This window comes from Streptomyces sp. NPDC056161 (assembly GCF_042268025.1).
Classification (GTDB): Bacteria; Actinomycetota; Actinomycetes; order Streptomycetales; family Streptomycetaceae; genus Streptomyces.
The window spans coordinates 22,746-45,814 of sequence record NZ_JBHJUV010000054.1; the positions used below are offsets into that span (position 1 = coordinate 22,746).

At 68.9% G+C, this 23,069-nt stretch carries 37 protein-coding genes; 5 read left to right on the plus strand and 32 right to left on the minus strand.

The features are described from left to right. Nucleotides 1–19: 19 nt before the first annotated feature. The 29 genes from ACFC09_RS36040 to ACFC09_RS36180 form a co-directional block, all read right to left on the minus strand. The gene (locus ACFC09_RS36040; protein ID WP_376535496.1) at nt 20–1,027 is read right to left on the minus strand and encodes a hypothetical protein; all 1,008 of its coding nucleotides are present in this window, start codon (nt 1,025–1,027) and stop codon (nt 20–22) included. Next, nucleotides 1,027–2,448 carry a phage portal protein gene (locus ACFC09_RS36045; RefSeq protein ID WP_376535498.1) on the minus strand — a complete coding sequence of 474 codons (1,422 nt, stop codon included), beginning with the start codon at nt 2,446–2,448 and terminating at the stop codon, nt 1,027–1,029. The genes ACFC09_RS36040 and ACFC09_RS36045 overlap by 1 nt, the downstream gene beginning before the upstream one ends. Nucleotides 2,449–2,461: 13 nt before the next feature. Further along, on the minus strand, nt 2,462–4,039 hold the full coding sequence (locus tag ACFC09_RS36050; protein WP_376535500.1) for a hypothetical protein: 1,578 nt from the start codon (nt 4,037–4,039) through the stop codon (nt 2,462–2,464). Further along, the gene (locus ACFC09_RS36055) at nt 4,020–4,571 is read right to left on the minus strand and encodes a hypothetical protein (protein WP_376535502.1); all 552 of its coding nucleotides are present in this window, start codon (nt 4,569–4,571) and stop codon (nt 4,020–4,022) included. Before ACFC09_RS36055 ends, ACFC09_RS36050 begins: the two co-directional genes overlap by 20 nt. A 994-nt stretch (nt 4,572–5,565) precedes the next feature. Next, the gene (locus ACFC09_RS36060) at nt 5,566–5,850 is read right to left on the minus strand and encodes a helix-turn-helix domain-containing protein (RefSeq protein ID WP_376535504.1); all 285 of its coding nucleotides are present in this window, start codon (nt 5,848–5,850) and stop codon (nt 5,566–5,568) included. 124 nt (nt 5,851–5,974) lie between these two features. Beyond that, the gene (locus ACFC09_RS36065) at nt 5,975–6,610 is read right to left on the minus strand and encodes a GIY-YIG nuclease family protein (RefSeq protein ID WP_376535506.1); all 636 of its coding nucleotides are present in this window, start codon (nt 6,608–6,610) and stop codon (nt 5,975–5,977) included. Nucleotides 6,611–6,728: 118 nt separating this feature from the next. Continuing rightward, the gene (locus tag ACFC09_RS36070) at nt 6,729–6,962 is read right to left on the minus strand and encodes a hypothetical protein (protein WP_376535508.1); all 234 of its coding nucleotides are present in this window, start codon (nt 6,960–6,962) and stop codon (nt 6,729–6,731) included. 7 nt (nt 6,963–6,969) lie between these two features. Next, on the minus strand, nt 6,970–7,185 hold the full coding sequence (locus ACFC09_RS36075) for a hypothetical protein (RefSeq protein WP_376535510.1): 216 nt from the start codon (nt 7,183–7,185) through the stop codon (nt 6,970–6,972). Nucleotides 7,186–7,196: 11 nt separating this feature from the next. Beyond that, complete coding sequence (locus ACFC09_RS36080; protein ID WP_376535512.1) at nt 7,197–7,391, minus strand: hypothetical protein; 195 nt, start codon at nt 7,389–7,391, stop codon at nt 7,197–7,199. Nucleotides 7,392–7,402: 11 nt separating this feature from the next. Further along, entirely contained in the window at nt 7,403–7,903 is a 501-nt protein-coding gene (locus ACFC09_RS36085; RefSeq protein ID WP_376535514.1) for a hypothetical protein, read from the minus strand. Nucleotides 7,904–7,991: 88 nt separating this feature from the next. After that, nucleotides 7,992–8,159 (minus strand): hypothetical protein, encoded by a 168-nt coding sequence (locus ACFC09_RS36090; RefSeq protein ID WP_376535516.1) that lies wholly within the window; start codon nt 8,157–8,159, stop codon nt 7,992–7,994. A gap of 29 nt (nt 8,160–8,188) precedes the next feature. Beyond that, nucleotides 8,189–8,380 carry a hypothetical protein gene (locus ACFC09_RS36095; RefSeq protein ID WP_376535518.1) on the minus strand — a complete coding sequence of 64 codons (192 nt, stop codon included), beginning with the start codon at nt 8,378–8,380 and terminating at the stop codon, nt 8,189–8,191. Between the two features lie 21 nt (nt 8,381–8,401). Next, nucleotides 8,402–8,719, minus strand: a complete 318-nt coding sequence (locus tag ACFC09_RS36100; protein ID WP_376535520.1) for a hypothetical protein — start codon at nt 8,717–8,719, stop codon at nt 8,402–8,404. A 211-nt stretch (nt 8,720–8,930) separates the two neighbouring features. Then, a complete protein-coding gene (locus ACFC09_RS36105) occupies nt 8,931–11,138 on the minus strand; it encodes a hypothetical protein (protein WP_376535522.1) in 2,208 nt (735 codons plus the stop codon). Nucleotides 11,139–11,197: 59 nt separating this feature from the next. Then, complete coding sequence (locus ACFC09_RS36110; RefSeq protein ID WP_376535524.1) at nt 11,198–11,779, minus strand: hypothetical protein; 582 nt, start codon at nt 11,777–11,779, stop codon at nt 11,198–11,200. Nucleotides 11,780–11,824: 45 nt separating this feature from the next. Beyond that, on the minus strand, nt 11,825–13,252 hold the full coding sequence (locus tag ACFC09_RS36115; protein ID WP_376535526.1) for a hypothetical protein: 1,428 nt from the start codon (nt 13,250–13,252) through the stop codon (nt 11,825–11,827). 107 nt (nt 13,253–13,359) lie between these two features. Next, the gene (locus tag ACFC09_RS36120) at nt 13,360–13,563 is read right to left on the minus strand and encodes a DUF4236 domain-containing protein (protein ID WP_376535528.1); all 204 of its coding nucleotides are present in this window, start codon (nt 13,561–13,563) and stop codon (nt 13,360–13,362) included. Continuing rightward, nucleotides 13,563–13,760: a hypothetical protein gene (locus ACFC09_RS36125; protein ID WP_376535530.1), complete on the minus strand. Its 198-nt coding sequence runs from the start codon at nt 13,758–13,760 to the stop codon at nt 13,563–13,565. Before ACFC09_RS36125 ends, ACFC09_RS36120 begins: the two co-directional genes overlap by 1 nt. A 93-nt stretch (nt 13,761–13,853) precedes the next feature. After that, nucleotides 13,854–14,051, minus strand: a complete 198-nt coding sequence (locus tag ACFC09_RS36130) for a hypothetical protein (RefSeq protein ID WP_376535532.1) — start codon at nt 14,049–14,051, stop codon at nt 13,854–13,856. A gap of 56 nt (nt 14,052–14,107) precedes the next feature. Next, nucleotides 14,108–14,290, minus strand: a complete 183-nt coding sequence (locus ACFC09_RS36135; protein ID WP_376535534.1) for a hypothetical protein — start codon at nt 14,288–14,290, stop codon at nt 14,108–14,110. 48 nt (nt 14,291–14,338) lie between these two features. Continuing rightward, nucleotides 14,339–14,818, minus strand: coding sequence for a hypothetical protein (locus tag ACFC09_RS36140; RefSeq protein ID WP_376535536.1), 480 nt, complete (start codon nt 14,816–14,818; stop codon nt 14,339–14,341). A 93-nt stretch (nt 14,819–14,911) separates the two neighbouring features. Further along, nucleotides 14,912–15,118 (minus strand): hypothetical protein, encoded by a 207-nt coding sequence (locus ACFC09_RS36145; RefSeq protein WP_376535538.1) that lies wholly within the window; start codon nt 15,116–15,118, stop codon nt 14,912–14,914. A 33-nt stretch (nt 15,119–15,151) separates the two neighbouring features. Then, nucleotides 15,152–15,532 (minus strand): ATPase, encoded by a 381-nt coding sequence (locus ACFC09_RS36150; protein ID WP_376535540.1) that lies wholly within the window; start codon nt 15,530–15,532, stop codon nt 15,152–15,154. A 130-nt stretch (nt 15,533–15,662) separates the two neighbouring features. After that, nucleotides 15,663–15,833 carry a hypothetical protein gene (locus ACFC09_RS36155; protein ID WP_376535542.1) on the minus strand — a complete coding sequence of 57 codons (171 nt, stop codon included), beginning with the start codon at nt 15,831–15,833 and terminating at the stop codon, nt 15,663–15,665. A gap of 147 nt (nt 15,834–15,980) precedes the next feature. Beyond that, entirely contained in the window at nt 15,981–16,217 is a 237-nt protein-coding gene (locus ACFC09_RS36160; RefSeq protein ID WP_376535544.1) for a hypothetical protein, read from the minus strand. 32 nt (nt 16,218–16,249) lie between these two features. Next, a complete protein-coding gene (locus ACFC09_RS36165) occupies nt 16,250–16,480 on the minus strand; it encodes a hypothetical protein (RefSeq protein WP_376535545.1) in 231 nt (76 codons plus the stop codon). A gap of 116 nt (nt 16,481–16,596) precedes the next feature. Continuing rightward, nucleotides 16,597–16,719 carry a hypothetical protein gene (locus ACFC09_RS36170; RefSeq protein ID WP_376535547.1) on the minus strand — a complete coding sequence of 41 codons (123 nt, stop codon included), beginning with the start codon at nt 16,717–16,719 and terminating at the stop codon, nt 16,597–16,599. Between the two features lie 73 nt (nt 16,720–16,792). Further along, complete coding sequence (locus ACFC09_RS36175; protein ID WP_376535549.1) at nt 16,793–17,080, minus strand: hypothetical protein; 288 nt, start codon at nt 17,078–17,080, stop codon at nt 16,793–16,795. Then, nucleotides 17,077–17,577, minus strand: a complete 501-nt coding sequence (locus ACFC09_RS36180) for a DUF6907 domain-containing protein (protein ID WP_376535551.1) — start codon at nt 17,575–17,577, stop codon at nt 17,077–17,079. Before ACFC09_RS36180 ends, ACFC09_RS36175 begins: the two co-directional genes overlap by 4 nt. A 587-nt stretch (nt 17,578–18,164) precedes the next feature. On the opposite strand from ACFC09_RS36180, the gene ACFC09_RS36185 reads away from it, so the two are divergent. The 5 genes from ACFC09_RS36185 (at nt 18,165) to ACFC09_RS36205 (ending at nt 21,505) form a co-directional block, all read left to right on the plus strand. After that, a complete protein-coding gene (locus ACFC09_RS36185) occupies nt 18,165–19,664 on the plus strand; it encodes a peptide deformylase (RefSeq protein ID WP_376535553.1) in 1,500 nt (499 codons plus the stop codon). Nucleotides 19,665–19,921: 257 nt separating this feature from the next. Beyond that, the gene (locus ACFC09_RS36190) at nt 19,922–20,212 is read left to right on the plus strand and encodes a hypothetical protein (protein WP_376535555.1); all 291 of its coding nucleotides are present in this window, start codon (nt 19,922–19,924) and stop codon (nt 20,210–20,212) included. Between the two features lie 169 nt (nt 20,213–20,381). Continuing rightward, nucleotides 20,382–20,777 (plus strand): hypothetical protein, encoded by a 396-nt coding sequence (locus ACFC09_RS36195; protein WP_376535557.1) that lies wholly within the window; start codon nt 20,382–20,384, stop codon nt 20,775–20,777. Between the two features lie 48 nt (nt 20,778–20,825). Continuing rightward, nucleotides 20,826–21,026, plus strand: coding sequence for a hypothetical protein (locus ACFC09_RS36200; protein ID WP_376535559.1), 201 nt, complete (start codon nt 20,826–20,828; stop codon nt 21,024–21,026). 83 nt (nt 21,027–21,109) lie between these two features. After that, nucleotides 21,110–21,505 (plus strand): DUF3307 domain-containing protein, encoded by a 396-nt coding sequence (locus ACFC09_RS36205; RefSeq protein ID WP_376535561.1) that lies wholly within the window; start codon nt 21,110–21,112, stop codon nt 21,503–21,505. 59 nt (nt 21,506–21,564) lie between these two features. Here the strand turns inward: ACFC09_RS36205 and ACFC09_RS36210 are convergent, their stop codons facing one another. From ACFC09_RS36210 to ACFC09_RS36220, 3 genes are all read right to left on the minus strand, one after another. Further along, complete coding sequence (locus tag ACFC09_RS36210; protein ID WP_376535563.1) at nt 21,565–21,816, minus strand: hypothetical protein; 252 nt, start codon at nt 21,814–21,816, stop codon at nt 21,565–21,567. Between the two features lie 18 nt (nt 21,817–21,834). Continuing rightward, nucleotides 21,835–22,113, minus strand: coding sequence for a hypothetical protein (locus ACFC09_RS36215; RefSeq protein WP_376535565.1), 279 nt, complete (start codon nt 22,111–22,113; stop codon nt 21,835–21,837). A 130-nt stretch (nt 22,114–22,243) separates the two neighbouring features. Then, complete coding sequence (locus ACFC09_RS36220) at nt 22,244–22,843, minus strand: hypothetical protein (RefSeq protein ID WP_376535567.1); 600 nt, start codon at nt 22,841–22,843, stop codon at nt 22,244–22,246. Nucleotides 22,844–23,069 lie beyond the last annotated feature (226 nt).

A 23,069-nucleotide genomic window follows, 5' to 3' on the forward strand; every position in this document is an offset into this window, starting at 1 on the left:
GACCGGGCCTTGCGCCAGGTCAGGTGAGATAGCCGAAGCGCCGCAGCATGGCGATCGCTTCATCCCGGCTGTCGGCCAGCCGGAAGATTTCCTCTGGGAGGAGGCGGGGTGTGCGCAGCTGATAGCCGCGCCCGCTCGGCCCAACCAGACCGCGGTCGATCGCACGGCGGCGTTCCTGCCGGCCGAAGAGACCGCGCCTGGTGACGCCTTCGCGGGTCACCTGCACCGTGCGGCCGTAGGCCGTCGTGGTGTACATGCCGCGGCGGGCATTCACGACCTGGCCCATGTCGGCGCCCTCGCGAATCGCATGCGCACCCGCCAGGCCGAAGATTCGGTTCTGCTCGCTCTCGGACAGGCTGTTGAAGTAGTCGTTCGGGTCGATGAAACCGCGGCGCTGATGCCGGGCAATCAGCGTCGTCGGCAGGTGCACGCAGTCGCACTTGGGATGCCGCTGGAACCCCTTGTTCCAGCCGTACTCCTTGCCCGCCAGGATGATGCAGCGGCTACAGGCTGGCGGATTGACCACCCTCACGTAGCCCTGGATCGTGCGCTGGCCGACCATGCTCGCGCCAACCGCTCCCCGGCCGGCCTGCGTGACCTCCGACGACGACAGCCGCAGCGCCTGACGCAGCCCGCGCATCATCGCGTCATCGGTCGACAGGCCCCCGGCGATCCCCTGCTTGGTCGTGATGACCGACAGCAGCATCAGCGTGTCCAGGCTGCGGCCGTCAGCGGCGACCCCTGCGAACGCCTCGGCGCGGACCCGGCCCGCCCGGTCCGGGCCCGCGCCCTCCGCGCCCACCACCTCGTCGACGTAGCCGTCCGCAGCGTTCGCTGACGACATCTGCCCAGCCGTGATCGCCCGGACGATCCGGGGGCCGACCGAGGCATTCCAGGATCCCGACAGGTCCGCGCGGTCCAACTGGCTCCACAGCCTCTGAACCTCGTTCGCCGTGAGCCGCGTCCGCCTCGCCTGCGCCATCTGGAACGCCAACGCCAGCTCACGCACCGACCGCGTGACCCGCATCAGCCCACCGGCACAGGCTCAGGCGACGGAGCAGGCTCGGCAGGCGGCTTCGGACCTGCTTCAAGTGCGGCCAGATCGCCGGACATGATGCGTTGCATCGCATCCTGCGCGGCCTGCTCGTCCTGCTCCTCCATGCGCTCGATCTGCGCCTGGGTGTAGCCCAGATCCTCGCGCGTCTGCCGAAGAGGGGCGATCCCGGCCTGGAACAGCTTCACGGCCGCGTCCGCCTTCTGCGCCACCGTCGGCGTCGAGGCGTCCCGCCAGATCGTCTCCAGCGACCGCGAGTCCGGGTTCCAGTCGCCGTCCTTCACCCGCAGTACTTTGCGCTGCACCCGCTCCCAGGTGCCGCCGTTGCCACGCTGGCGCCGTTCTGCCCGTTTCACCAGGCGGGACTCCGCGCTGCGGATGCCGTCGGCCGAGGCCGGGTTGTCGGTGGCGTGGCCCATGAAGTGCGGCGGCAGGCCGGACAGGCTGGCCACGAGCATCGCCAACTGTTTGATCGTTTCGTGGAAGTTGCTCAGGCTGGCCTCGGAGAACTGGACGACGTCGGCCCCGTCTTCCTTGCGGTTCTTCTCGGTCGCCCACATCCGGCCGATGATCCGGGAGAACGCGCTCACCCGGCGCCCGTTGGCGTCGACGAAGTCCTCCTCGCCGAAGCCGAACGCGACCCGGCGCGGGGTGGCGTGGTACTCGGCGGACACCATCATGTCCGTGGCCACCTTGCAGGCCGCGTCTGACAGCGGAATGACGTCAACCAGTTCGGACACGCCGTTCGGACACTTCAGGCGCGGCCGGTTCGCCAGCACCTCGACCATGACCTCGCCGATCTCGTGATCGTCACGAGCCAGTTCCGGATCCTCGGCCCACTCGCCCTTCTCGCGGACCCAGAACGATGTGGCATCCGGGAGCAGCAGGGTGGCATGCTCGACCTTCCCGCCGTCGGGGCCTTCCTCAGTCCAGCGACGGACAGCCGCTCGGATCTCGCGCGTGCGCGGATCGAACTCGGCGAACATATCCAGCGGGCTCTCAACCGTGATCAGCGGCGTCGTAGCGTCATCCTCCCGCGAGCCGATCACCACGTAGGACCGGCCCATGATCAAAGCGTCCAGGTGGCCCTGCTGGGACTGGGTGTCCATGTCGTTGGCCTGCCAGATCCGCCACAGCTCCGCGTCCGCCTCGGCCATGCCCGGGAACCGGAAGCCCTCGACATCCAGACGCTCCTCAAGGGAGTCCACGGCAAGGCGGGGCCAGTTGATGACGACCTGCCGGACCGTCTCCTGAAGCTCCGCCTGAAGCTCCGGAGCCATGTAGCTGAGCGGCTGCGTCCCTTCGTAGTAGGCGTTCAGCCGCTTCAGCTCCGACCGCTCCTTGTCGTGGCACGAGATCAGATGCTTAAGCCAGTCCGACTCAGTGCGCTCCACAGCTCACCTCGTTTCACCGCAGAACCAGCATCTTGGACTTCTTCTTCGGGCGGGCCTGGCCTGCAGCCACGGCGTCACCGGCAGCCTCGTGGGCGAGGATCGAGCACATGGCGATGTCGATCTTCTGCGATTCGGACGCCTTCTTCAGCAGGTAGCGGCCTGCTGGCCGGGCCGCTTTCCGGGCGTTTCGGATGTGCTGGCCAGCCCACACGCAGCCGTCGTGACGGAAGGTCGAGTCCTTCTTCGTGACGTCCGTGGCCAGCCGCTCGGCGGCGCTGTGCATCTGAGCGATCCGGTTCGTGTACCAGCGCACGACCCGCTTCTCCCCGTAACGCTCGGCGAGCGTGTCGGCTTCGGACTCCCAGTAGGGAGGATCCAGGTAGGCGCGCACGACGCAGTACGTGGAGAAAACCTCATCGAAGGCCGCCATGACCTCCAGTCGTGGGACCTGCCCGCCCCACTCGCTGGGATTCCACACCGTCGGCCGGACGTCCGGGCCGTAGGCCGGTGTGAACTGGTAGCCGTCGAGGGTCTCCAGCCGGATGCCGGTCCAGTCGTCGATGTCCGAGCCGTCGAACCCGAGCGTCACCGAGGTACCTGGCTCAACCTCGCGCAGCGCACGGCGCAGATCCCAGCGGTCGCCGTCGATGTACGCGCCCGTACCGGCGACGATCCGGTTCAGGTAGAACCGTTCTGCCTGCGCCGGATCCCTCTCTGCGATCTCGACGAGTTCGCCGTCGATGCGGTCCAGGTCGACCCAGCCGCCGGCCTGCACGGAGGAGTCGCCGTAGGCGACGCGCAGCGCCTTGTGCCGCTCCCGCTTGTTCGCCAGAGACGCCGGAGCCGGAACCCGATGATCGCGGTACACGTCCTTCACGGACGCCTCCGCGGTCCGCTGTGCCACCGACTGCTCCGACGGGTCCCAGGCGTTCGTCGTCTCCACCGCCCGGCCGCCGGTGCCGGACAGGTTCCGTCGCTGAGTCTCGGCGAGCCTCCAACCACCATTCGCCTCCAGCCAGGAGTGCGTCTCATCCTGCACAGCGAACGTGATGCGCTGCCCCAGACGAGCACGGCCCGAGGACGTCACCGGCTCAATCCGCCCACCGCCCGGCACGTTGATCCGGGTCTCACCGGTATCCGGGATCAGGTCCGCCAGCGGGCCCTCATCGATCATCGGCACCAGCGCGCGGTAGACGTTGTCCGTCTGATCCTCGGACGTGGCCGCGATCTGGATCCACGGCGTCTCCCACGCACGGCCCACCGGCTCACCGTGCGCGTCCCAGCCGGCGAACCGCACCGGGCCAGTGCCCTCCGCGCACACCATGGCGCACGTCAGCGGACCTTTGCCCCACTTCTGGGGGCGCACCAGCTGGCTACGGCGGTAGTGCCATGCGGACCGCCAGCCGTCCTCCGTGGCATCGGGCCGCAGCCGGTAGTGCCAGGCAAGGAAGGCCCACATTTCGTCTGTGAGCAGATACGGATTGCCAATCTCGTCACCGTCAGGGATGACGCAGTGAGCCTCGATCCACTCCCCCACCAGCCAGCCCAGCGTGGGAAACTCGCCCGGATGGTCAGGACCCCGCCACGGCATCCGAGTCGACCACCCTCAACCGCTGGCGCGCCGACTTCTTCGCGGTGCGCGTCGTCCGCTCCTGCCGCTGCTCGGCCACCTCATCCGGAGCAACCTCCCAGCGCAGCCTCAGCATCGCCAGCGGCGTCAGCCCAAGCCGGTCACCCAGTTGGCGGGCCTCCTTCGAGGCGTCCAGGTCACCAAGCTCCGCCTTCACCTTCCAACGGACGTACTGGGCAACCTCACGGGTCCAGCCCAGTCGGTCCCAGGCAACAGCCTGAGGAGTCGACCACAGGTCACTCCACAGTTCAGCCTCCAGGGCGGCCGTGGCGTCAATCTGCTTGTCCAGCACGGTGGCAGCAGACTGCGCGGCGTCCAGCTTCCGCTGCACCGCAGCCCGCTGGCGGCCTTGCAGATCCGGCTCCAACAGCTGCAGCTCGTACTCGTCGGCCTGGCGGCGGGCCATGTCCCGCTGCGTCGCAGCGACCACGTCGTCCATCAGCGGCCACTTGGGCGGATCGCCCTGTCGGCCGCCCGCCGGCAGTCGGGTCATCGCGACAGTGGCATTGCGCCTCCGCCGGTCCCCGGCCGGCTTGGGAGGGGGTCCCATACCTGCCATGACTGATCATCTCCAAGTGCCGTTGCGGCACGTCGGCGCCAGCCGTTGCGGCGACGCTTGGTAACACTAGGTGATCAACAAATCCTTGATCATCGGGCTCCCAGACCCGTACAGAAGGCCAGCCACCTCCCCGGCGGTCCCCCGGACGATCTCCGTTGGGGGTAACCCCCCGGGGTCTCACTCACCGTGCGTAACCGACTCGGCAGCAAGCATCGGTCACCGGTTCCAACCTCCGGGCTGCTCGCCTGCGGTGTGCCTGCTATGGCACGGCGGACAGAGTCCGCGCCCGTGCCTTGGGTCGTTGGGATCCAGGCCGGCGGCGACCAAGGCCCGACGGTCCTGGGGGTAGTGGTCGGCGTGCTTGGAGGGCTGGCCGCACGGGCTGCCGTGACCATGCGCCTGGTCGGTGCACACACAGCTCGGGTCACGCTGGAGGACGGGCCGACGGAACCGGCGCTCGTGCTCGCGGTCGTAGCCACGCTGCCGTGCACTGCCTCTCTGCTGCTCCGCCTCGCGCCGGTGCTGCTCGCACTTGCCCTGCCGTGTGTACTCGGGACAGCCAGGAGTGGAGCACACCATCCACGCTGCGCGTCTGGGCACCGGGCGCTCACCTCCGTATCCTGCTGCGCCATACGAGTCGAGGGGGGATCTATGGCTGATGGACGTACCGACGTGGCGGTAGGCGTGGTGGCTGCCGGAGTGGTGCTCGTGCTGGCGGCCGTGTGGACGCACGTCTTGTGGCTACTACTGCCTGCCGCCTGCCTGATCGTGGGGGCGGTAGCGGCAACGGCCCGGCAGCGCCGGACCGGGCCGGATCCGGAAGTGATCTTGCGGCCGGGCGGCGAGAGCCGTCCTTGGCGACGAAAGCAGTAGAAGGACACACTTGATCCCGCCGTCCGCGACGGGGGTTTGCACGGACGGCGGGAGTTCAGGCGGCGCGGGCTCCGGCGGGCAGCGGCGGCGGTTTGCCGGGCTCGTATGCGGCCCATGCCGCTTGCCGTTCGGCTTCCGCCGCGGCAAGCTTCCGCTTCACCTCATCAAGGTCGGGCCGGTTGTAGAGGGTGCGTTCGCCCCTTCCCTTGCCGGGCAGGGCTGGTTCGAGGAGCCCGCGATGCACCCACTGCCGAATCGTGGACGGGCCTACGCCTGCGTACTCGGCTGCCTGCTTGTTGTCGAGGAGGTCGCGCGGGTAGAGGTCGTAGATGCGGCTCATCGCACCTCCTGACATGGGAAAACCCCCACTCATATCGACGGGGGCTCTTGGTGTTTTTGGGCGCAGTGCGCTAAGGCGCCTCTAGTGTTACAGCAGGTCAGCGCATATGGCAAGTAGATCCCGATCAGGCGTCAAGTGGCTTGCGTCGGACGGCCACGAAGTGCTTGATCTCGTCGGCGAAATTGAACCACTCGGTGTTGCCGATCCGGTGGGAGTAGAAGCGGCGGTGGAGCAGCCCCTCCAGCTCCCTGCCGCCGTCGAGGGCGAGGATGACGTTGGTCTTCCGGAGTGACAGGGCCGTCATCCGGGATGCCAGGTTCGTCGTGGTGCCGATCTTCACGCGATCGCCGTTTCGCAGGAAGTACACGATGGGATCGTGACGGCCGGTCCCTGGCACTTCGCGAACGACGGTCGCCGCATCTGTCGGCCCTACTGCGGGCCCGATGTACACGGGGATAACGGGCGGTTCCCACCGGCCGGCACCTCGCTCCTGCAGTTGAACGAGGCTCTTGATGTCAGTGCGGGCGATGTCCTGGGCGAGGACCACGGTGATCTCGTCTCGGTGATCGGGGCAGAGCCGTATCTTCTGGCCCGTCACGGAGGCGGTTCGGCATCCGTCGACCTGACAGGCTGAGCTGGCGCGCGCATTCTCGGCGATCCGTATTCGCACGCCACATCCACAGCGGAAGGCGCCGCGGCCTTTTAGGGCGTCGAGGGTCATGGTCCGCCCGCATCCGCAGTTGACGGTGAGTTCCTGCACCTGTCGATTCTCCAAGGCGCCACCGACAACGCGGCCTACTCCGGCGCGGGTTGCCGTGTACGGTCACAGCAGAGCCCCGGCGGTTCACCCGCCGGGGCTCGTTGCGCGTCGGGCGGCTCTACGGGCCAGCGACCTCCACGGCCGCCGCGATCTCGTGGTGCTGCATCGCCCCTTCGAGCGCGGCTTGCGCCCTGGACTCCCGCCACGCTGCGGCCAGCTGGGCGTTGCGGAACGTCAGCCGCAGCACCCCGCCGACGAGGTCCGGGCTGGCATGGGCGAGGAGCATGCCGGTGACGTGCCGCCTCCGGTCAGCGGCAGCCACAACCTGCGGCCACCAGAAAGGCTCAGCCACGGGTCTCCTATCGGTAGGCGGGGCCGTCGTATTCGACGGCGGTGATCTGAGCGGTCGGGTGTTCTTTCTGGGTGAGCAGGACGTCGGTGACGAGTGAGTCGATGCTGTTCGTCGAATTGAACGAGAGCAGCTTGCCGGTGCGGCGGTCGTACAGCCGGTAGTTGATGTTGGTGTGGGTCACCCTGCGGTCGGGCAGGGGCTTGCCGTTCCAGATGTCGGGCATGGCGGTCTCCTTCAGGCCCAGGGGCGCGGTTCGTAGTCGGCAGCGGCTCCCAGGATCTGGAAAGCGATCTCCTGCTGGTCGGCTCCGGCTGCGACGGCTTCCTCGATGAGCTTGTCGGCGAGTTTGCTGCTGCCGCGGCCGAGGAGTCCGCCGCGCTGGAGCTGTCGGCCGGCTTCCTGAATCTGTTCGGGGGTGGGCATGGGCATTACGGGTCTCCTTACTGGTTGCGGGTGTGGGCGAGTTCGGCGGCCTGGTCGAGGAATCGGAAGGCCAGGAAGGACGTGCCGTGGTGGTCGTTCCAGTGCGGCACGGACTGGGTGTCGCGGAATTCGCGGCGGATGACCTCAAGAAGTAGGCGGATGGAACTGTGGACGAGGTCACTGCCAGGTGCGGCGAGTTGGACTGCTTCCATGAGGCAGACGGCGCCCTGCTCGTCGCTGAGGGCGCCTTGGCACCAGCCGCGTTCGCCGAGGATTCGGTGGGCCTGCCACAGGGTGATGGCGATGGGCGTGCGGTACGGGCAGGGCGCCGCGGGCTGCGGCAGGTTGGGGATGGTGATCTCGGGCAGCGGATCGGTGGGAACGTGCACCGAGTTGACGTCGACGGCGAGGCCGGCGTGGGCGAGCCGGTCGTCCATGGCGAGGTTGGCGAGGGCGAGCCGGGCGTCGAGGTCGAGGGCGGGCGGCCGGGTTGCGGGCAGGCTGATGGTCGTGGTCATGTGGTCGGGCCTTCTGTGGTGTGTTCGCGGGAGGTGGTGCGGGGCGCCCCTGGTTCGCTGGCAGGCATCGAGGGGCGCCCCGGCTGAGCTACTTGCGGCTGCCGTGCGGCGTGGAGGACATGACGCGGCTGATAGCGACGATGTCCGCGTCGCTGCCGCCCTGAGTGACCTCGATCGTGATCTGGTTGATCATGTGGTCGTCGCCGCGCTTCCAGGCGTCGGTGAAGCGACGGACGACGTCGGACTGGACTGTCATGAGTTCTCCTTGATCGCTTGTCGGATGTGTCAGAGGTCTGCGCCGAAGCGGACGTGCATGCTGGCGTGCATCAGCTCGGCCGCCTCACTGCCGTCGGTGGTGCGGGTGTTGAAGCGGGCTGTCACTTCGGCGACGATCCGGTCGGTGGTGGCCTGGTCACCGCGCTTCTTCGCTGCGATGTAGTCCCGAACGGACTGGTGGGTGATCTTCAGTTCGGACATTGGTTCTCCTCGGGTTGGGTGTTAGAAGCCGATCCAGCTGTCGACGCAGCCGACCATCGGCGCGAACTGGGGGCCGGGGTCCTCGACGAGGCGGACGCTGGACGGCTTGGCGTCGTAGACGGGCCCGAACAGCTGGCAGAACTGTTCGGCGCTGTAGCCGTGCTCGGTGCAGGGGTTGTTGGTGAGCGGCAGCCGGTCGGGAAACGTAATCGAAATGGCGTGGTACTTGTCCGTGAGCGGGCTGAGGTGCGTGGTCTCCCGGATCACGTAGTAGGTGTGGTCGGGCTTCAACTCGCGGCAGAACTTCCGTGCCTGGTCCTTGCCCCAGGTCTTGGGCATGGGTGTAGCTCCGTTTCTGGTTTGTGGTGGTTTGTTCGGGTGGACATGGGATGATTTGCCCCGGACTGCACCCCAGGCAGAGCCGGACGGAGGGCGGACAGTGTCCGGACAGCGTCCGGGTGGCGTCCGACTCATCCAGGCGGACAGTCCGGGGCATATAGGGCACCGTCCGGGTGACTGTCCGGGGCAAAGTTCACATATCGGCGCAGCTTCAGTTGCCTTCGAGCAGGTCCAGCGCGTCCTTGATGTCGGCCCGCTGGTAGCCGTTCACCCGGCCGACACCCTCGATCTCGGCCTTGATCGTGCCGCCCGCTCCGGCGGCGCGGAGCAGATCGCCGAGACGCTTCTCCGTCATACCGTCGCCGATCATCTCGGCCATCTCCCGGACGCGGGCGAAGTCCCGGCCGAGGTCGTTCATGGCGATCAGGCAGCCACGGAGCGCGTCCATCTGCATGCGCTGCTCCGGCGTGTGGGCGAGGACGTTCCGCCCCGGGACGCCGTCCCGCTTGGGGCCGCCGGCTGCCGATGACAGCCCGGTGGCGTTGAGGAGATACTGCTCGATCGGGTCCTCCCACTGCCCCGCCAGCCGCCCCGCGGCCTCCCGGATCTTCGCCGACTTCTCCAACAGCATGGTGATCTCGCCGCGCTCGTCCTCGTCCAAGTCGAAGGACCGAGCAAGGTCGGTGACGCCAGCGAACGGGTTGACCAGCCAACCGAAGCCCTGCCGCGGCGGATCGAACTTCGACGCGTCCCGCCCAGCACCCGCCTGGCCGGCACCGAGGATTGCGTTGGACTGGGTCCCGTTCTCCACCCGCATCGCCCACCGGGCACCGCAGTTCATCGCCAGCGCCTGCGGGATGACATCGACCTCGGGGTACTGCGTGATCAGCACCATCAGGATGCCCGCGCCTGCAGCGACGGCGGACAGCTCGATCAGCGCCTCCAGGATCTCGTCACGGAGCGGCTTGCCCGGCCGGGTGTACGTGGCCAACTCGTCGATGACCAGCAGCTCCACGCCGCCGATCTGCTCGATGACGGGCACCACGAGCTTGCTCTTGCTGAGCTTGCCGAGGTCCCGCTCTCTGCGGTCCTTGTCGGCAAGGAGGGCCTTCAGCAGGGCGAGGAGACGTTCGGGGCTGGGCTTGAAGTAGGTGCTGGCGACTCCTGCCTTGGCGTAGGGGTCCCACTCGCCGTTGTTCTTGCCTGCGACGACCCGCAGGTTGATCCGCGGGTCGAACGATGCACCGACGACCAGGTTGGACGCGCCGACGCCTTTCCCGGAGCGGGTCATGCCAGCGATCACATACGACTGGTTGTTGATCGACAGCCGGATGGTGATGCCGCGCTTGTTCCAGGCGACGGGCACGCCGTCCTTCCAGGCGTCCAGTTGCTCCGGCTTCGTGAGGAGCGGCGAGGGACGGGTGTCCTCGAACGGGTCCCGGTCCGTCAGCCAGAGGGATGTACGGGCCTCGGTGCCGGCCTTCTCCACGTCGACCATGGACACGTCGCGTCCGAGCGCACCGGCGAGCTTGGGCAGCTTCTTCTTCAGCTCAGCGACCGTTGTACGGGGCGGCAGGTCGAAGACGACGGTGGTGTTCCCGTCCTTCTCCCGCTGCGGCACGGCCAGGATCTGGATCTGCTCGTTGGGCTTGACCTCGCCGATGTTACGGAGCGCCTGGTCGAGTTCCTCAACCGTGAGCGCGGGCGGCGGCGGGGCGTTGAACTCCCGCATCACCGGTCGGGTCTCCGGCCGTGTGGTCGGCTCCTCCTTGCTCAGGTTGACCGGGGCGGCCAGCGGCTGCGTCTCCATGGTCGGGGCAGGTGCAGGCTGGCCGGCGGCGAAAGGGCGGGACACGAGGTACCAGCCGTACCCGGCCGCGGTACCCAGGGCGGCGAGGACGATCGGCTGACCGTGGGCGGTCATCTGCAGGGCAGTGCCGAGCACGGGCAGGGAGGCGAGCCCACCGCCGGCGACGATCGCCGCCCGTCCGGCGCGCTTGCTGTGCCGGGCGCCCGCGATCTCGCGGTCGTTGGGCGGCATCACGGGCGTCGCCTGCAGCTGCTCCAGGCGGGCCTCTGCCGCCGCGGCCCGACCGCCGAGGGTCGCGAGCACGGACGCGGGCACGGTCTCCCCGGCCTCGGCCCGCTTCTTGGCGTGGAAGAGGTGGCCCACCGCTTCGGCGGTGGTCTGCTGCTGCCGGGCGACCTTCGTAGCGTGCTGGCGCTGCTTCGTCTCGGTGGCGAGCTGGATTGCGGCGACCGGGTCGATGTCCTCGCCTCCGAGCCATGCCTTCGTGCGGGCCGCAGCGTGGCCGCGCTGCTCCTTGAACGCCGCCTTCATGCGGTCGCCGCGGGTGGGCTCGGCCGCCTCCTGCGGCTGCTGGTCGGTCTTCTCAACGGGCTCGGCTTCGGTGGCCACGAGACTGCTCCTTCCTGGGGTCGGGGACGGGGCCCGGGTTGGGCCCCGCCGCGGGGTGGTTAGCCGAGGCCGCCGAGCATGGTGCCCAGCGAGCCGACGAGGGAGTTGGTGAGCTGGCTGCCCATGGCGCCGATGACCGTGCCGGACAGAGCGATACCGAACAGGCCGCCGAGTACGGCGTCACCGGTCTTCAGCCCGCCGTGCCGGACCTTGTAGAAGACGACGATCCCCAGGATGAGGATGGTGACGATCCCGACGCCGATGGCGCCGCCGCTGGACTGGGTGGTGATCTGCTGGTTGTAGCCGGCCGGGACCTGCTGCTGGTTGTAGGGGTTCTGCAGGCTGGAGCCGGCGCTGCCGTTGTCGGGGGTGAGCCCGTCCGGGGTCGAGTCGGTGCTGAAGGACGCGACGGTCGCGACGTGGTCGGTGCTGGCCTGGTGGCCGTAGCCGCCCATGCCGGTGATCCGCATAGTGCGGCCGTCCGGCAGGGTCACGGGGGCGGTCACGGCACGCTCGGCAACGGCGTGCGTCTCGGCCGCCGAAGCGGTGGGCGCGCTCGCGGTGGTGATCGCGGCGGCGCCTCCGAGGAGGGCCACAGCCGCGCTGCCCGAGACGGCGATCTGACGGAAGTACGGGGACATGTTTTCTCCAGACGGGAATCGATTGGGTGTCGTTCGGGCGAACTGTCAGCGGGTGATGCCGTACTCGGCGAGGACGGTGGCGAGGAGGTCTCGGGCGGTTCCCGGTCGGCATCCGAGGGCGCGGGCGGCGGACCGGTTGGACGGGTGCTTCCGGAGGTCTCGGCCCTCCTTGGAGGCTTCCGCCACGAGCCTGCGGACGGCGGTGAGCCGGTCGTCGGCGACGCCGTCTCGGACGCGCTTCGAATTCGCGTCCTTCCCTTGCGGGAAGCGGGTTGTAGCGGTGTCGTCGCCCCGTGTCCGGACACTCTTCGAAGAGGCCATCGGGAGCACCGGGATGGGGTGCTCGACCCACTCCCCTTTCCCCCCGGGAACCAGTAGGGCGACCGGCAGCACGGGGGCCTGTACGGGGGTACGCGCATCCCTGGGCGCACCTTCCTGCGGGCGCTCAGTCGAGTCCGGGGAGATGACGGGAACCGGTACGGCGGGCACGCCCTGGCCGCGCCTGAACCGGCGCCGCCCATCCCAGGACTCGGCGGCACGACGCCGGTACGCGGCCCGCTGGGAAGCACGGATCTCACTGATCGACGGAGCCCCCGGCTTCGCCCCGTTCGCTCGCTCCCACACCGTCTCGTAGGCCGCCAAGAGGCTGACGCCGGTGTTGTCGGCGACATGCCGGGCGCGGTGGACCAGGATCGGATGACGGCGGCCGATCCGCTTCCAGCGGGCGATCTCGTCGGCCGTCCGGCCGGAGATCGCCGCCCGCTTGGAGCGGATCACGACCGCCCACAGGGCGAGCGCCGCCAGTGACGCGCCCGCATAGGCGCTCGCCCTGTAGATGCCGCCGGCCGAGTCGTCCTCGACCAGGTGACCGAAGCCATTGACGGACGCAGCCAGCAAGGCAGTAGCCCAGGTGATGCGCAACAGCCAGCGGTGGGGGCGCTTCTGATCGATCGCCTGCCCTGTGAGCCCGGCGAAGGTCATCGTCATGCCCTCGGTGAGGACCGGCACGCCGGGGGCGGCCCATCCCATACCAAGGTGCGCGGCGGCGCCGGCCTGCCCGGACCACCCCATGATCAGGGAGACGGCAACCACGGGCAGACCCCACAGCGGCATGTGATGCGCCAGCTTGATCTGTACAGCCGCCCAGGCCGCGCGGCGCTCCTTGCGCCGCTTCGCGCGGGCCTTCTCCTGGTCGGCGCGCTTCTGCTGCTGGAGTTCCAGCTTGGCCTGCCGCGCCTGCTCCTTGAGGTGGCGGCGGTGCTCGGCGTCCTTGCGTGCCTCAGCCCGCTCGTGGGCGCGGTCTTCGCGGGCCTCGGCGCGGTCGGCACGGGCGTCGCGGCGCTTCTCCTCGCGCCGAGACACGGCCGCGGGCGCGGTCGGGTGCTGTGTCTGGCTGGTCTCCGGCCGCTCCTCCCCGAGTTCGGGCGCGGGGTGGGGCGTCCCGTTGACCTTCTCGACGGATGTGGCGGTCACGGTGATCGGTATCCCTTCGTGTGTGGGGTGGTTAGAAGTGCTGGCCGACGGCGAACGCGATCGCCGCGATCGATACAGCGACGCAGAGGAACGACAGGAACTTCACGTCACTCCCCCCGCCTGCGCCGGGACCGGGTGGACCGCCACCCGAACGGGCCGGGCAGATCGAGCGAGGTGGTGCGCCGCCCGGTCGACGAGATCGTGTGGCGCGGCCCGTTGCCGCCGCCCAACGTGATCGACCAGCTGCGGCGGTTGATGTTCAGGCGGACGCCGGGCAGGATCCGGAACGACTTGCGGAACGTGATCGGCATCAGGCCACCGCCTTCGGGGCGGGCCGGTGCTTCAGCCAGGCGATGACCGCAACAAGCAACTGCACGGGCCCGGGGATCAGGCCGACGATCACGGCCGCGCCGGTGGCGACCAGACCGATCGGGGCGGCCGCGGCCGGCCACGCACCGATGACGATCAGGACGAGCGCCAGCAGCAGCCAGCGGGTGTAACGGGACATGACGACCTCTTCTCAGGTCAGGCATTCGAGTGGGGGTGGTGCCGGCCGGTTCTCCTTGGCGCACGTCCGGGGACGCACGCCGCGGGCAGCCGGTCAGGCGTGTTTGATCTGGTCGGCGGTGTAGCCGCGGTAGCCCTTGATCGCCTCGGCGAATCGGCCGTCGATGCCCCTCACGGCGATCAGCCCGCCGGACAGGGAGCCGTCATCGACGACCGTGCCGGTGCAGCCTTCTGTGCCGGGGTTGTCTGTGCCACCGTCGATGACGGTGACCGTGTCGCCCTTGCGAAACATGCGGGTCCTCTCAGGTTGGGGCTGCTAGTCGACGGGTGTGCAGTTGGGGCAGCCGGTCAGGCGCCAGCGATCTCGCGGTAGGTATCGACGATCTCGCCGGTGACGCGAGTGATCTCGGCCTGATCGGTGAGGTGAGCTGTCGCAGCGGCGATCTGATCGCTCGCGCACACTTCGGCAGCTCGCCGGGCCTGGGCGTAGATGCGGTCGAGTTCGGCTTCGTAGCCCCCGTTGGCGGTCACGTACTTCCTCTCGAATCGGATCGGGTGCCGGTGCGTGTCCGCCGTCGTTCAGCGGGGGCCGTGGACGCGGGCGAACTCGGCGGCGTCCCGGACCAACTCCAGGACCTCGACGGCCGTGCGGCCGGGGGCGTCGTTCCAGCCGAGGTACCACTTGGGACTGCCGGTGCGGGCCAGCACCATCACGTCCAGGTAGCGGCCGGCCACGTAGTACGTGGTGGCCCGGAAGTCCATGCCAGGCCGATCGGGGTGGTCGCCGTGCCCGAGTTCCGCAGCCCGCATCAGGGCCTTCGCGAGGCAGACACCGCCGTCACGGGCGCGCATCTGGTTCTGGGTCCAGCCCTCGCGGGCAAGCACATCAGCGGCGCCGTCCAGGTGCCGGGCCGCTGCCGCAGCCGGCGCCCGGCGCAGACCGATCTCCAGCCACCTGTACGGGAGCTCCCCCACGAGGCGAGCAGCCTCAGCCAGCCGGACGGTCTGCTCTGCCTCCGCCACCGGCGAATAGCCGACGGCAACCAACATGTCAATCATCAGTCCTCCAATCAGAACGGGTGGGTGGTGCGCGCCCCGGGCCGGAGTCGATCCGGCGCCCTCACGGCGGGATGCCGGGGCTGGGTGGACGGTCTAGCCAGGGAGGGCGGTGCACTGGTCGGCGTGCTCCTGCGCCCACTCCAGGACCCGGGGCCGGTACGCGATGCCGTGATCCTTGGACCAGCCGCAGGACTGGCAGCGGGCAGTGGAGCGGCGGGAGTCGTCGTGGATCTCGACAGTGGCGTCGTGGTTGCCGGCGAGGCTGGCAGCACGAGTGAGGATGCGGGCGGAGACGTTCATGTCGGGTAACTCCTCTGTTGGATGGGCAACCGGTCAGCGGTTGACGACCGGCTGGTGGATGTCGCGGTGGTGGACGGTGACCGTGTAGCCGCGGCGGCGAAGACGGCGAGCCAGCCGGTCTGCGACAACAACCGACCTGTGCCGACCGCCCGCACACCCCGACCCGATGACGATCCGCTCCACGGACGGGCCAGCCGCATACGCCTGCACCTGACGGACCGTGGCCCGCAGCAGCTGGCGAACACCAGCGGTGTGGAGCACGGCCTGCTGCACCAGACGGTCACGGCCAGTCAGCTGCCGCATCCGCGGATCCACATGCGGGTCACGGAACGCCCGCCGCAGGTCGACGATTACGTCGGCCTCAGGGGCAGCGGCGTGCAGGTAACCGAAGCTGACGATCTCGACGGTGGCCATCGACGGGCCCTCCTCTCGGGTTGGGGTTCGGTTGGTGATGCGTGCCCCGGCCTGCGTTTGAGGCATAGACCCGGGTTCGGCCAGGCCGGGGCTGGATACTGCTCCACGAACGGGGCAGATGACGCGGCTCTTACTCCGCCACGTGGTCAGTCAGGGCCTTGAGCGCGGGCGCCATGCCCGCGGGGCGCTTCTCGACGCGGCATCCAGAGCAGCGCATGTAGAGGCGGCCGTCACGATCCATCTCGACCTGGGCAGCGCCGCCCTTGTGCACAAACTGCTTGCTGACGATCTTTCGCTGCATATCCGATTCCTCTCGGATTGGGTTCGGGTGGTGGTGCGCGCCCCGGCCTGCTTTGCTGCTCACGCCCGTGGTGGCCGGGCCGGGGCTGGGTGCTGCCGCGCGGGACGGGGGGGGTAGACGGCCGCGCGGCAGCCGATCAGGGGCCGCTCAGGCGGCGGCCGGGTCGCGGGTGAGGATGTACTTGACTCGGGTCTCCGGCAGGCTGAGGACGTAGCCGCCGGACAAGCGGATGTCGACCCAGTCACCGGCCTGCTGGTACGACTCGACGGTCACCTCCACGTTGGCGCCAAGGTCCGTCTCGACAGTGCCGTCCGGGGCGGTGTCGCCGATCCGGAACAGGCCCTCGTCGGTGGCGATCTCGAAGTAGTCGGTCGTGCTGCCCATCACGGGCTCCTCTCGGAAGTTGGGGTGAGTGATCAGGCGGCGGCCGGGTAGTCGAAGCCGTCCAGCTCGGCGAGCAGGCCCGGGTCGGCGGCGAGACGGATCTCCGCCACCCGCGCCCGATCCCCGGACGCCACCGCGGCGGCGTAGTCGGCGAACAAGTCGCTGATGGACAGGACGTTCACGTCGGCCACGAGCGTCGCGGCACGCGCCCGGCGGCCCGGCTCGGTGGCGCCCAGGTCGGCAGAGAACAGGTACGGAGACATGCGGAATCACGGAACCTCTCGGTCAAGGGGTACTTGGGGGTGGATCGGGATGGTGGGCCGTGGGCGGCAGGGGCCGCGGGGGAACGTCATCCCCGCCACCCACGGCGATCAGGGGGTCAGCCGCGCTCGGCGGCCAGTCGGGCAGCCTCGGCGCGGGCGGCTTCAGCAGCCTCTGCTGCCCGCTGGGCTTCCTGCATGCGCTGCTGGGCCAGGGCGTCCGCAGCCTCCTCTTCCGTCACGACGTCACCCCCTGCGGGTGCGGGCGCGGCGGCCTCGTCGGCAACGGCTCCTTCGCCTTCGCGTGCTCGTCGCTCACGACGCGACCTCGATCAGGCGCAACTGGCCGGCGGAGGCCAACGTCGCGCGGGCATCGGCCATCAGATCCTCGGCCGCGGCCAGACTGTCCGCGTCCAAATCCGACATCCGGCCCGACGCAGCCACCGCAGCCAGATCCCGGGCATGCACAGCCGCCGCCTCATAGCGGGCAACCGCCTCCACGACCTGCGGCGGGAAGGTGAGGCGCAGCTCCAGGGAGCGCATCGCACGCAGTGCGGCCGGGGGAAGATTCGACGGGGTCGGGCGGTCGGCGAGGGTGCTCATGCCGCACCTCCACTGACCCGCTGCAGAGCTTCGTCCATGCTCGGGTCCGAGTCACCGGCCGTGTTGTGCAGGCGGGCGGTACGGGCCAGGTGGCGCAGGTGAGAGGCGAAGCTGACTGCCTTATCGGCGAGATCCTCGGCCATCTCCGGCGTCAGATACCCGTAGTCGTTGCCACCGTCCTCGATGACGACGTGCGCCTGCCGCAGCCGCGGGTCGCTCGCGACCGGGTCCGTCTGGATGGCCGCGAACAGCTCCTGCGTCGGAGCGGTCTTCATGAAGGACCGGACGTACAGCCCCTCGGAGTCGGAGATATGCGAGATGTCCACAGCGTCAGCGACCGGGTCCGTGACGTGGTCGACTGTGCACCAGTTCGGGCACTCGACGTACACGATCACACTCGCGTCGTTGGCGCGGCCCACGCGGGCCGGGACCAGGCTGTGCCCCGGCATTACCGCCGGGAAAGGGTGGATGTTCTCGTGAGGTACGGTATTGCTCACGGTTCGGTCTCCTTGCTAGGGAAGGGCGGACCCAAGCCCCGCATTGGTGTTGACGCACCATGCGGGGCTGCCTCGTTTCCGGGGCGACCTTGTGGCTACAAACCTAGGACGGTTCGTGGCTACAAAGCAAGCGGGTGCGCCAAGATTTTTGTAGCCACGAATGCATGTCCGGTTCCTTGCTGTTCGTGGCCACGAGCGTTTAACCTCTGTGCTATGAGTCCTGACGCCGAGTACGACACCCCAAGACGCTTCCGGGCCTCGGATGACGAATGGGAGTCCTTCGAGGCGGCAGCCAGGGCAGTGCATCCCAAAGGGCGTAGCCCTCGCGGGCAGGTACTGCGCGAATTCATGCGCTGGTACATGCGGCGACCCGGCTCGAAGCTGCCCGACCGCCCGGCCGCCGGACCGTGGTCAAAGCCAGCCTCCGCGTCGGACTCAGTAATCGATCAGCAGTAGACCTCCCGTCATCTTGAGCCGAGCTTGCCTCGGCTTCGACAAGTAGGACACCGCAGGCCACAGGTGTGACGGCAGCCTGAAAGTCGATCACTCATAGCTCAATCACAGGCACAGGCACAGGCAGGGGAGCCATGCCCGAGCAGCAGGCAGCCGAGGCGTTCATCGCCGAGTTGAAGTACTGGCGCGACGTGCGGGGCCTCTCGCAGTCCTCGCTCGCCAGCAAGGTCGGCTACACGCCGTCCTACGTGTCCAAGGTCGAGGGCGGGCAGCTGGCCCCGTCCAGTGCCTTCGCCAGCCAGGCAGACGACGTGCTGCGCGCCGGCGGAGCGCTACGACGTGCGTTCCGGGCCCTGGAGGCAACCGGTCGCACGCCCGTCCCGCATCAGGCGCCCAACGGCGAGGACTCCCACGCCACGAGCCTGATCGTGGAGCACGAGGACACGACGCTCTACTACGACGGCCACACCTACCGGGCGACGCAGCGGCGCCGGCTTTACAACGACTCTCCGGATCCGGTGACCCGCTACCTGATCCGCATCTCGGTCGACCGATACCCGGGCAACCCAGAGCGCTCCAACCAGCACTACCGCGAGCACCCCCTCACCTGGGATGAAATCGACCTGAGTGCCAACGTCGATGGCGAACCTCTCACGTGGCGCGTGAAGCACGACCGGGACGCGTTCAAGGAACTGTGGTTACTCTTTGAGAACGAGCACGGCCAATACCCGCTGTACCCAGGGGATTCGGCGTGGCTTGAGTACAGCTACACCGTCGGCGACGACAAGTGGGGAACCTGGTTCCAGCGCGCGGTCCGCCTGCCTACCCGCAGGATGAGCGTCCGTCTGGATTTCCCCACTGCGCTCGACCCCACGGTGTGGGGCACCGAAACCACGATGACAGCCGAAGCCCTGCCGTTCCGTACCGCCATACGCCGCACCGACGAGGACGGCCGGCGTGTCTACTCGTGGTCGACGGACGACCCGCCGCTGCACGCCCGATACCGGCTCGAATGGAAGTTCCGCGCACGCCCAACCCAGGAGGAGAACTTGCACGTAGCGGAGACCGAAGCGACCGCCAGCGAGAGGATGCGAGCCGTCGGCATCGTCCAGGAAGGCGACCCGATCCTTACCAAGACGGCCCGGCCGTTCGACTTCCCGGATGAGGCGGAAGACGCCCGCCGCGTCGTGGCCGAATTGGTCTCTGCCGCCGAACGGGCCTCCACGGTCCACGTCTTCGGCAAGGGCATGGGGATCGCGGCCCCACAGATCGGCATCGACCGGGCCGCCGCCATCGTCCGCTCCCCCGACGGCGAGGCAATCACCCTCTTCAACCCTCGCATCGTCGAGGAGGCACCCGAGAGCGATGAGCAGTACGAGGGCTGCCTGAGCTTCTTCGATGTCCGCGGCAAAGTCCCCCGACCGCTCGCGATCAGCGTCGAGCACCAGGACATCGACGGCACCGAGCGCATCACCATCTTCGAGCGCGGTCTGGCCCGACTCGTCGCCCACGAAGTGGACCACCTGCACGGCATGCTCTACCGGGGACGGATGCGCGAGGGCATCAGCCCCATTCCCGTCTCGGAGTATCGGGGCACCGGGAGCAACTGGAGCTACGGGTCAGGGGCCAAATGATAGTTGAAGCGCCCGTAGCAGCCGCGTAGTCCTTCGATGCCGAGAGTCCCATCCTGCCCGGGATGGGGCTCCCGTCTGTCAGTCGGCCGCCGTGTGGCTGCTGGGTCCTGCGTGATGCCATCTCGGTGACCCGCGCCACAGTCTCCCGTAGTGGCTTGCTGTGGATCTCCGCGGTTCGGAGTCTGGCGTAACCAACTCACCCCGGACTGACCGAGGTTGCCATGAATTGCCCGAGCTCGAAGTGTGGATCGTCGAACGTGCAGTTGCTCTCTCACTACCGGGACAGTCTTCCGCCGGGTTCGCCGCTGCGTGACGTGTACGCGCAGCCGGCCGCGGCGGATGTTTCGTATCTGGCGGCGGCCGGTCTGGCGTTGCTGGGTGTTGTGGCCGTCGTGTCGGGTGCGGTGTTCGCCGGTCTTGCTGCGGTCGCGGCGGGGGTCGGCTGGGGCGTGGTGCTTCACCGGCGTGCGGAGGCTGCGGAGTTGGCTCGGGCGCGGTGGACGAACCGGCGGATCTGTCTTGCCTGCACCGAGCAGTGGACGCCGTAGCACAGCACCTCCCTCCCAGGCTGATACCTGAAGGCCCCACCCGGATCGGGTGGGGCCTCGTGCTGTCCGGCGGGCGCTTGGGGTTGGGTGGGCCTCCGCCCTTGCCATCACTGTACGAACCTCGTACAGTTCTCAGTGTACGAACTTCGTGCAGCGAGAGGGGACTCCCATGGAACAGACCGCCACGGCTACCGGCGACGGCGGCACCGAAATCACCCTGCGGCTGACTGCGCAGGAAACCGAAATGCTCGGCGACGACGCCACGCACATGGCATGCCTGCTCGGGCGCGCGATCTGGGCGATCGCCGACATCAGGAGCGGGACAGAGCGCGAGGCGTGGTGGCCGGTCGCCAAGGACGCCTCGGCCCTCATCCACGAGCTGGGCGGCGTGCGCGACATGGCTCTGCGCGAGTCCCCGAACGCATCCCACGCCGAAGTGGCCTGCTGGCTGGGCGAGTCCCGCAGCACCGTCGCCAGCCGCCGCCAGAAAGGCACCCTGCCCCCGGCCGAGCCGACGCCCTGGGAGACCTGGGCACGGACCGGCAACTGGCCCGACCAGCGCTGACCAGCGCTGACCAGCAACACCAACCATCCACACATCACAGGAGACGACATGCTCGGCAACAAGAAGAAGACCACCGACGACTCCGCCGCGCTGCCCTACCCGGCCCCGATGCCCGGCAGCAACATCCCGGACCAGACCCCGCCGCCGGTCGGCAGCCGCATCCCGGACCAGCGCCCCAAGTGGCTGCGGGAAGCCGAGGACGGAGACCAGAAGAACAAGAAGGGCGGCAGCCTCTTCCGCCGCCGCTGACTCCGCCGGGGTGGCCGTCCACTGCCAGGCGCACGGCCACCCCGCACCGCCCGAGACCCGTCACGAGACCCGGAGGCACCGCCATGTTCGCAGAGTTATTCGTCCTGCTCTACGCCGCGCATCTCGCCGCGGACTACCCGCTGCAGACCGACCACCAGGCCGGGCACAAGGCCGACTGCTCTACCGCGGGTTGGCGGGCCAACCTGGCCCACGCCGGGACGCACGTCGGGGTCTGCGCGCTGGCCCTGCTCGTCGGCGCGGCCGTCCTCGGCGACAGCGCCGGCATCCCCGCTAGCGTGGCCGCGCTGGTCTGGATCGGCGCCACCCACGCGGTGATCGACCGCCGTTGGCCCGTCGCCCGCTGGATGCGGTTCGCCAGGCAGGCCGGTTGGGCGCAGCACGGCGGCGCGGCCCACGTCGACCAGACCGCGCACGTCCTGGCCCTCGTTGTCGCCGCCCTGTTCCTCGCGGCCGTCTGATCCGCCTGTACGGCACGACGAAGGCCCCGACCGGAACCCGGTCGGGGCCTTCGCAACAGTCAACCGAGGTAGTCGACGTGCCGGAGGTACACCCTGCGGACGGGTGGCGCGTCCATGATCAGCAGCGCGGCGACGGTGTGCTGGAGGATGAGGACGCGTCGGACATCGCGAGGGTCGCCGTCACGGGGCTCGGTGTGGGTCCATGGGTCTTCGCACACGGCGATGATGGCGCGGTCGAATTCTTCGTTGGCCAGCTCGGGGAGGGAGTCCCAGACGGCCTCTACTGCCGCTGTGTGGCGAAGCTTGTACACACCGTAGAGACTGTCAGGTCAGGCTGCTCCGTGTGAGTGAAACCGGTCAGCTGCCTGCCGAAGCCGGTCGGTACCATCGATCCACCGGCCGTCGGGCTCCTCGCCGCGCTGTACGGCCGTCACGGTGTCGTCGTCGAAGGCCACGGTGAGATTCTTGGCGATGCGCTCCCACTTCGCGAAGACCTGAAGCAGTTCGTGAGCCGGCGCCCGGTTGATCTCGGCGAGGAAGCGTTGGGCGAGGTCGGGGCTGCCGAGGGCGTCGCGGATGGACTCGATGGTCCACTGCTGCTCGCTCATCTCGCTTACCCCCATCGGACTAAATTCTCGCATCGTGATTTCACCGTAGCGCACCTACGGATGCGCGGTGGTGGGGTCGCGGGGCGAGGCCCCCAAAGCGGCATGCGCCAGGGGGCCCAGAGCCGAGTCGCTACGCCGCCCGCCGTTCCGCGAGCGGCAGCCGGAGCGCCTCCGCGTGTCCGTACTGCGCGCTGCAGCCGGGGCAGCGGATGCCGACGGTGTCGAGGGTGACGCGGAGAGTCCGCCCGCAGGAGCAGGTGACGCCGATACGGCGGGGCGGCTTCTCGCCGGTGATGACGCGGCGGGCCTGGCCGCTGATCTGCTGGAGTTCGTCCGCCAGCTCTTTCACAGCGGGGTGCTCGTCGCAGATGACGGCGAGGTTGGCGAGGAGCAGGCCGCACGACCAGTCGACGATGGCCTCCACCGACTGCTGTTGAGGGATCTCCCACCGCTCCCGCTCGCACAGATCGCGTGCCCAGCCGCCGACGACGCCTTCGATGCCGCCGCGCGAGCGCAGGTCGAGGGCGTCGCCGCCGGGGAGGCCGCGGCCGGGGGTGCCGGAGACGGCCGGCCCGTCGCCCCGCCGGGCGGGCAGCATCGCCTCGGCGAGATCCCGGTACAGCTGTGGGAGTTCGCGGAGCGCGTCGGCCATGCGGTCGCGGCAGCCGCGGTGCACACGGTCGCGGGCGGGCTTGTCGCAGACGGCGCAGGGAAGTTCGGCGGGGTACATCAGCGTGCTCCGTTCGGCGGTATTGCGGTTACGGCTGGTGCGGTGGCGCGTTGGTTATGCATGAGAAGTCGCAGGTTGCGGGAGCTGTCAGGGGCGCCAGCGTTCGATCAGTTGAGGGCGGATCTGGCTCGTGCCGCCAGCTCGACGGTCTGGGCCAAACCGCGACGCCGGCAGGCGTTCGAGGCGGCGCTCCGCCGGGCGGGTGTGGAACCGGATGACGGCCGCG

Excerpts from the sequence above, each read along its gene's own strand:
- ACFC09_RS36040 (WP_376535496.1), bottom strand. The coding sequence starts at position 1,027 with ATGCGGGTCACGCGGTCGGTGCGTGAGCTGGCGTTGGCGTTCCAGATG.
- ACFC09_RS36050 (WP_376535500.1), bottom strand. The coding sequence starts at position 4,039 with ATGCCGTGGCGGGGTCCTGACCATCCGGGCGAGTTTCCCACGCTGGGC.
- ACFC09_RS36055 (WP_376535502.1), bottom strand. The coding sequence starts at position 4,571 with ATGACCCGACTGCCGGCGGGCGGCCGACAGGGCGATCCGCCCAAGTGG.
- ACFC09_RS36060 (WP_376535504.1), bottom strand. The coding sequence starts at position 5,850 with ATGAGCCGCATCTACGACCTCTACCCGCGCGACCTCCTCGACAACAAG.
- ACFC09_RS36075 (WP_376535510.1), bottom strand. The coding sequence starts at position 7,185 with ATGCCCGACATCTGGAACGGCAAGCCCCTGCCCGACCGCAGGGTGACC.
- ACFC09_RS36080 (WP_376535512.1), bottom strand. The coding sequence starts at position 7,391 with ATGCCCATGCCCACCCCCGAACAGATTCAGGAAGCCGGCCGACAGCTC.
- ACFC09_RS36085 (WP_376535514.1), bottom strand. The coding sequence starts at position 7,903 with ATGACCACGACCATCAGCCTGCCCGCAACCCGGCCGCCCGCCCTCGAC.
- ACFC09_RS36090 (WP_376535516.1), bottom strand. The coding sequence starts at position 8,159 with ATGACAGTCCAGTCCGACGTCGTCCGTCGCTTCACCGACGCCTGGAAG.
- ACFC09_RS36095 (WP_376535518.1), bottom strand. The coding sequence starts at position 8,380 with ATGTCCGAACTGAAGATCACCCACCAGTCCGTTCGGGACTACATCGCA.
- ACFC09_RS36100 (WP_376535520.1), bottom strand. The coding sequence starts at position 8,719 with ATGCCCAAGACCTGGGGCAAGGACCAGGCACGGAAGTTCTGCCGCGAG.
- ACFC09_RS36110 (WP_376535524.1), bottom strand. The coding sequence starts at position 11,779 with ATGTCCCCGTACTTCCGTCAGATCGCCGTCTCGGGCAGCGCGGCTGTG.
- ACFC09_RS36120 (WP_376535528.1), bottom strand. The coding sequence starts at position 13,563 with ATGCCGATCACGTTCCGCAAGTCGTTCCGGATCCTGCCCGGCGTCCGC.
- ACFC09_RS36125 (WP_376535530.1), bottom strand. The coding sequence starts at position 13,760 with ATGTCCCGTTACACCCGCTGGCTGCTGCTGGCGCTCGTCCTGATCGTC.
- ACFC09_RS36130 (WP_376535532.1), bottom strand. The coding sequence starts at position 14,051 with ATGTTTCGCAAGGGCGACACGGTCACCGTCATCGACGGTGGCACAGAC.
- ACFC09_RS36140 (WP_376535536.1), bottom strand. The coding sequence starts at position 14,818 with ATGATTGACATGTTGGTTGCCGTCGGCTATTCGCCGGTGGCGGAGGCA.
- ACFC09_RS36145 (WP_376535538.1), bottom strand. The coding sequence starts at position 15,118 with ATGAACGTCTCCGCCCGCATCCTCACTCGTGCTGCCAGCCTCGCCGGC.
- ACFC09_RS36150 (WP_376535540.1), bottom strand. The coding sequence starts at position 15,532 with ATGGCCACCGTCGAGATCGTCAGCTTCGGTTACCTGCACGCCGCTGCC.
- ACFC09_RS36155 (WP_376535542.1), bottom strand. The coding sequence starts at position 15,833 with ATGCAGCGAAAGATCGTCAGCAAGCAGTTTGTGCACAAGGGCGGCGCT.
- ACFC09_RS36160 (WP_376535544.1), bottom strand. The coding sequence starts at position 16,217 with ATGGGCAGCACGACCGACTACTTCGAGATCGCCACCGACGAGGGCCTG.
- ACFC09_RS36165 (WP_376535545.1), bottom strand. The coding sequence starts at position 16,480 with ATGTCTCCGTACCTGTTCTCTGCCGACCTGGGCGCCACCGAGCCGGGC.
- ACFC09_RS36175 (WP_376535549.1), bottom strand. The coding sequence starts at position 17,080 with ATGAGCACCCTCGCCGACCGCCCGACCCCGTCGAATCTTCCCCCGGCC.
- ACFC09_RS36185 (WP_376535553.1), top strand. The coding sequence starts at position 18,165 with ATGCCCGAGCAGCAGGCAGCCGAGGCGTTCATCGCCGAGTTGAAGTAC.
- ACFC09_RS36195 (WP_376535557.1), top strand. The coding sequence starts at position 20,382 with ATGGAACAGACCGCCACGGCTACCGGCGACGGCGGCACCGAAATCACC.
- ACFC09_RS36200 (WP_376535559.1), top strand. The coding sequence starts at position 20,826 with ATGCTCGGCAACAAGAAGAAGACCACCGACGACTCCGCCGCGCTGCCC.
- ACFC09_RS36205 (WP_376535561.1), top strand. The coding sequence starts at position 21,110 with ATGTTCGCAGAGTTATTCGTCCTGCTCTACGCCGCGCATCTCGCCGCG.
- ACFC09_RS36215 (WP_376535565.1), bottom strand. The coding sequence starts at position 22,113 with ATGAGCGAGCAGCAGTGGACCATCGAGTCCATCCGCGACGCCCTCGGC.
- ACFC09_RS36220 (WP_376535567.1), bottom strand. The coding sequence starts at position 22,843 with ATGTACCCCGCCGAACTTCCCTGCGCCGTCTGCGACAAGCCCGCCCGC.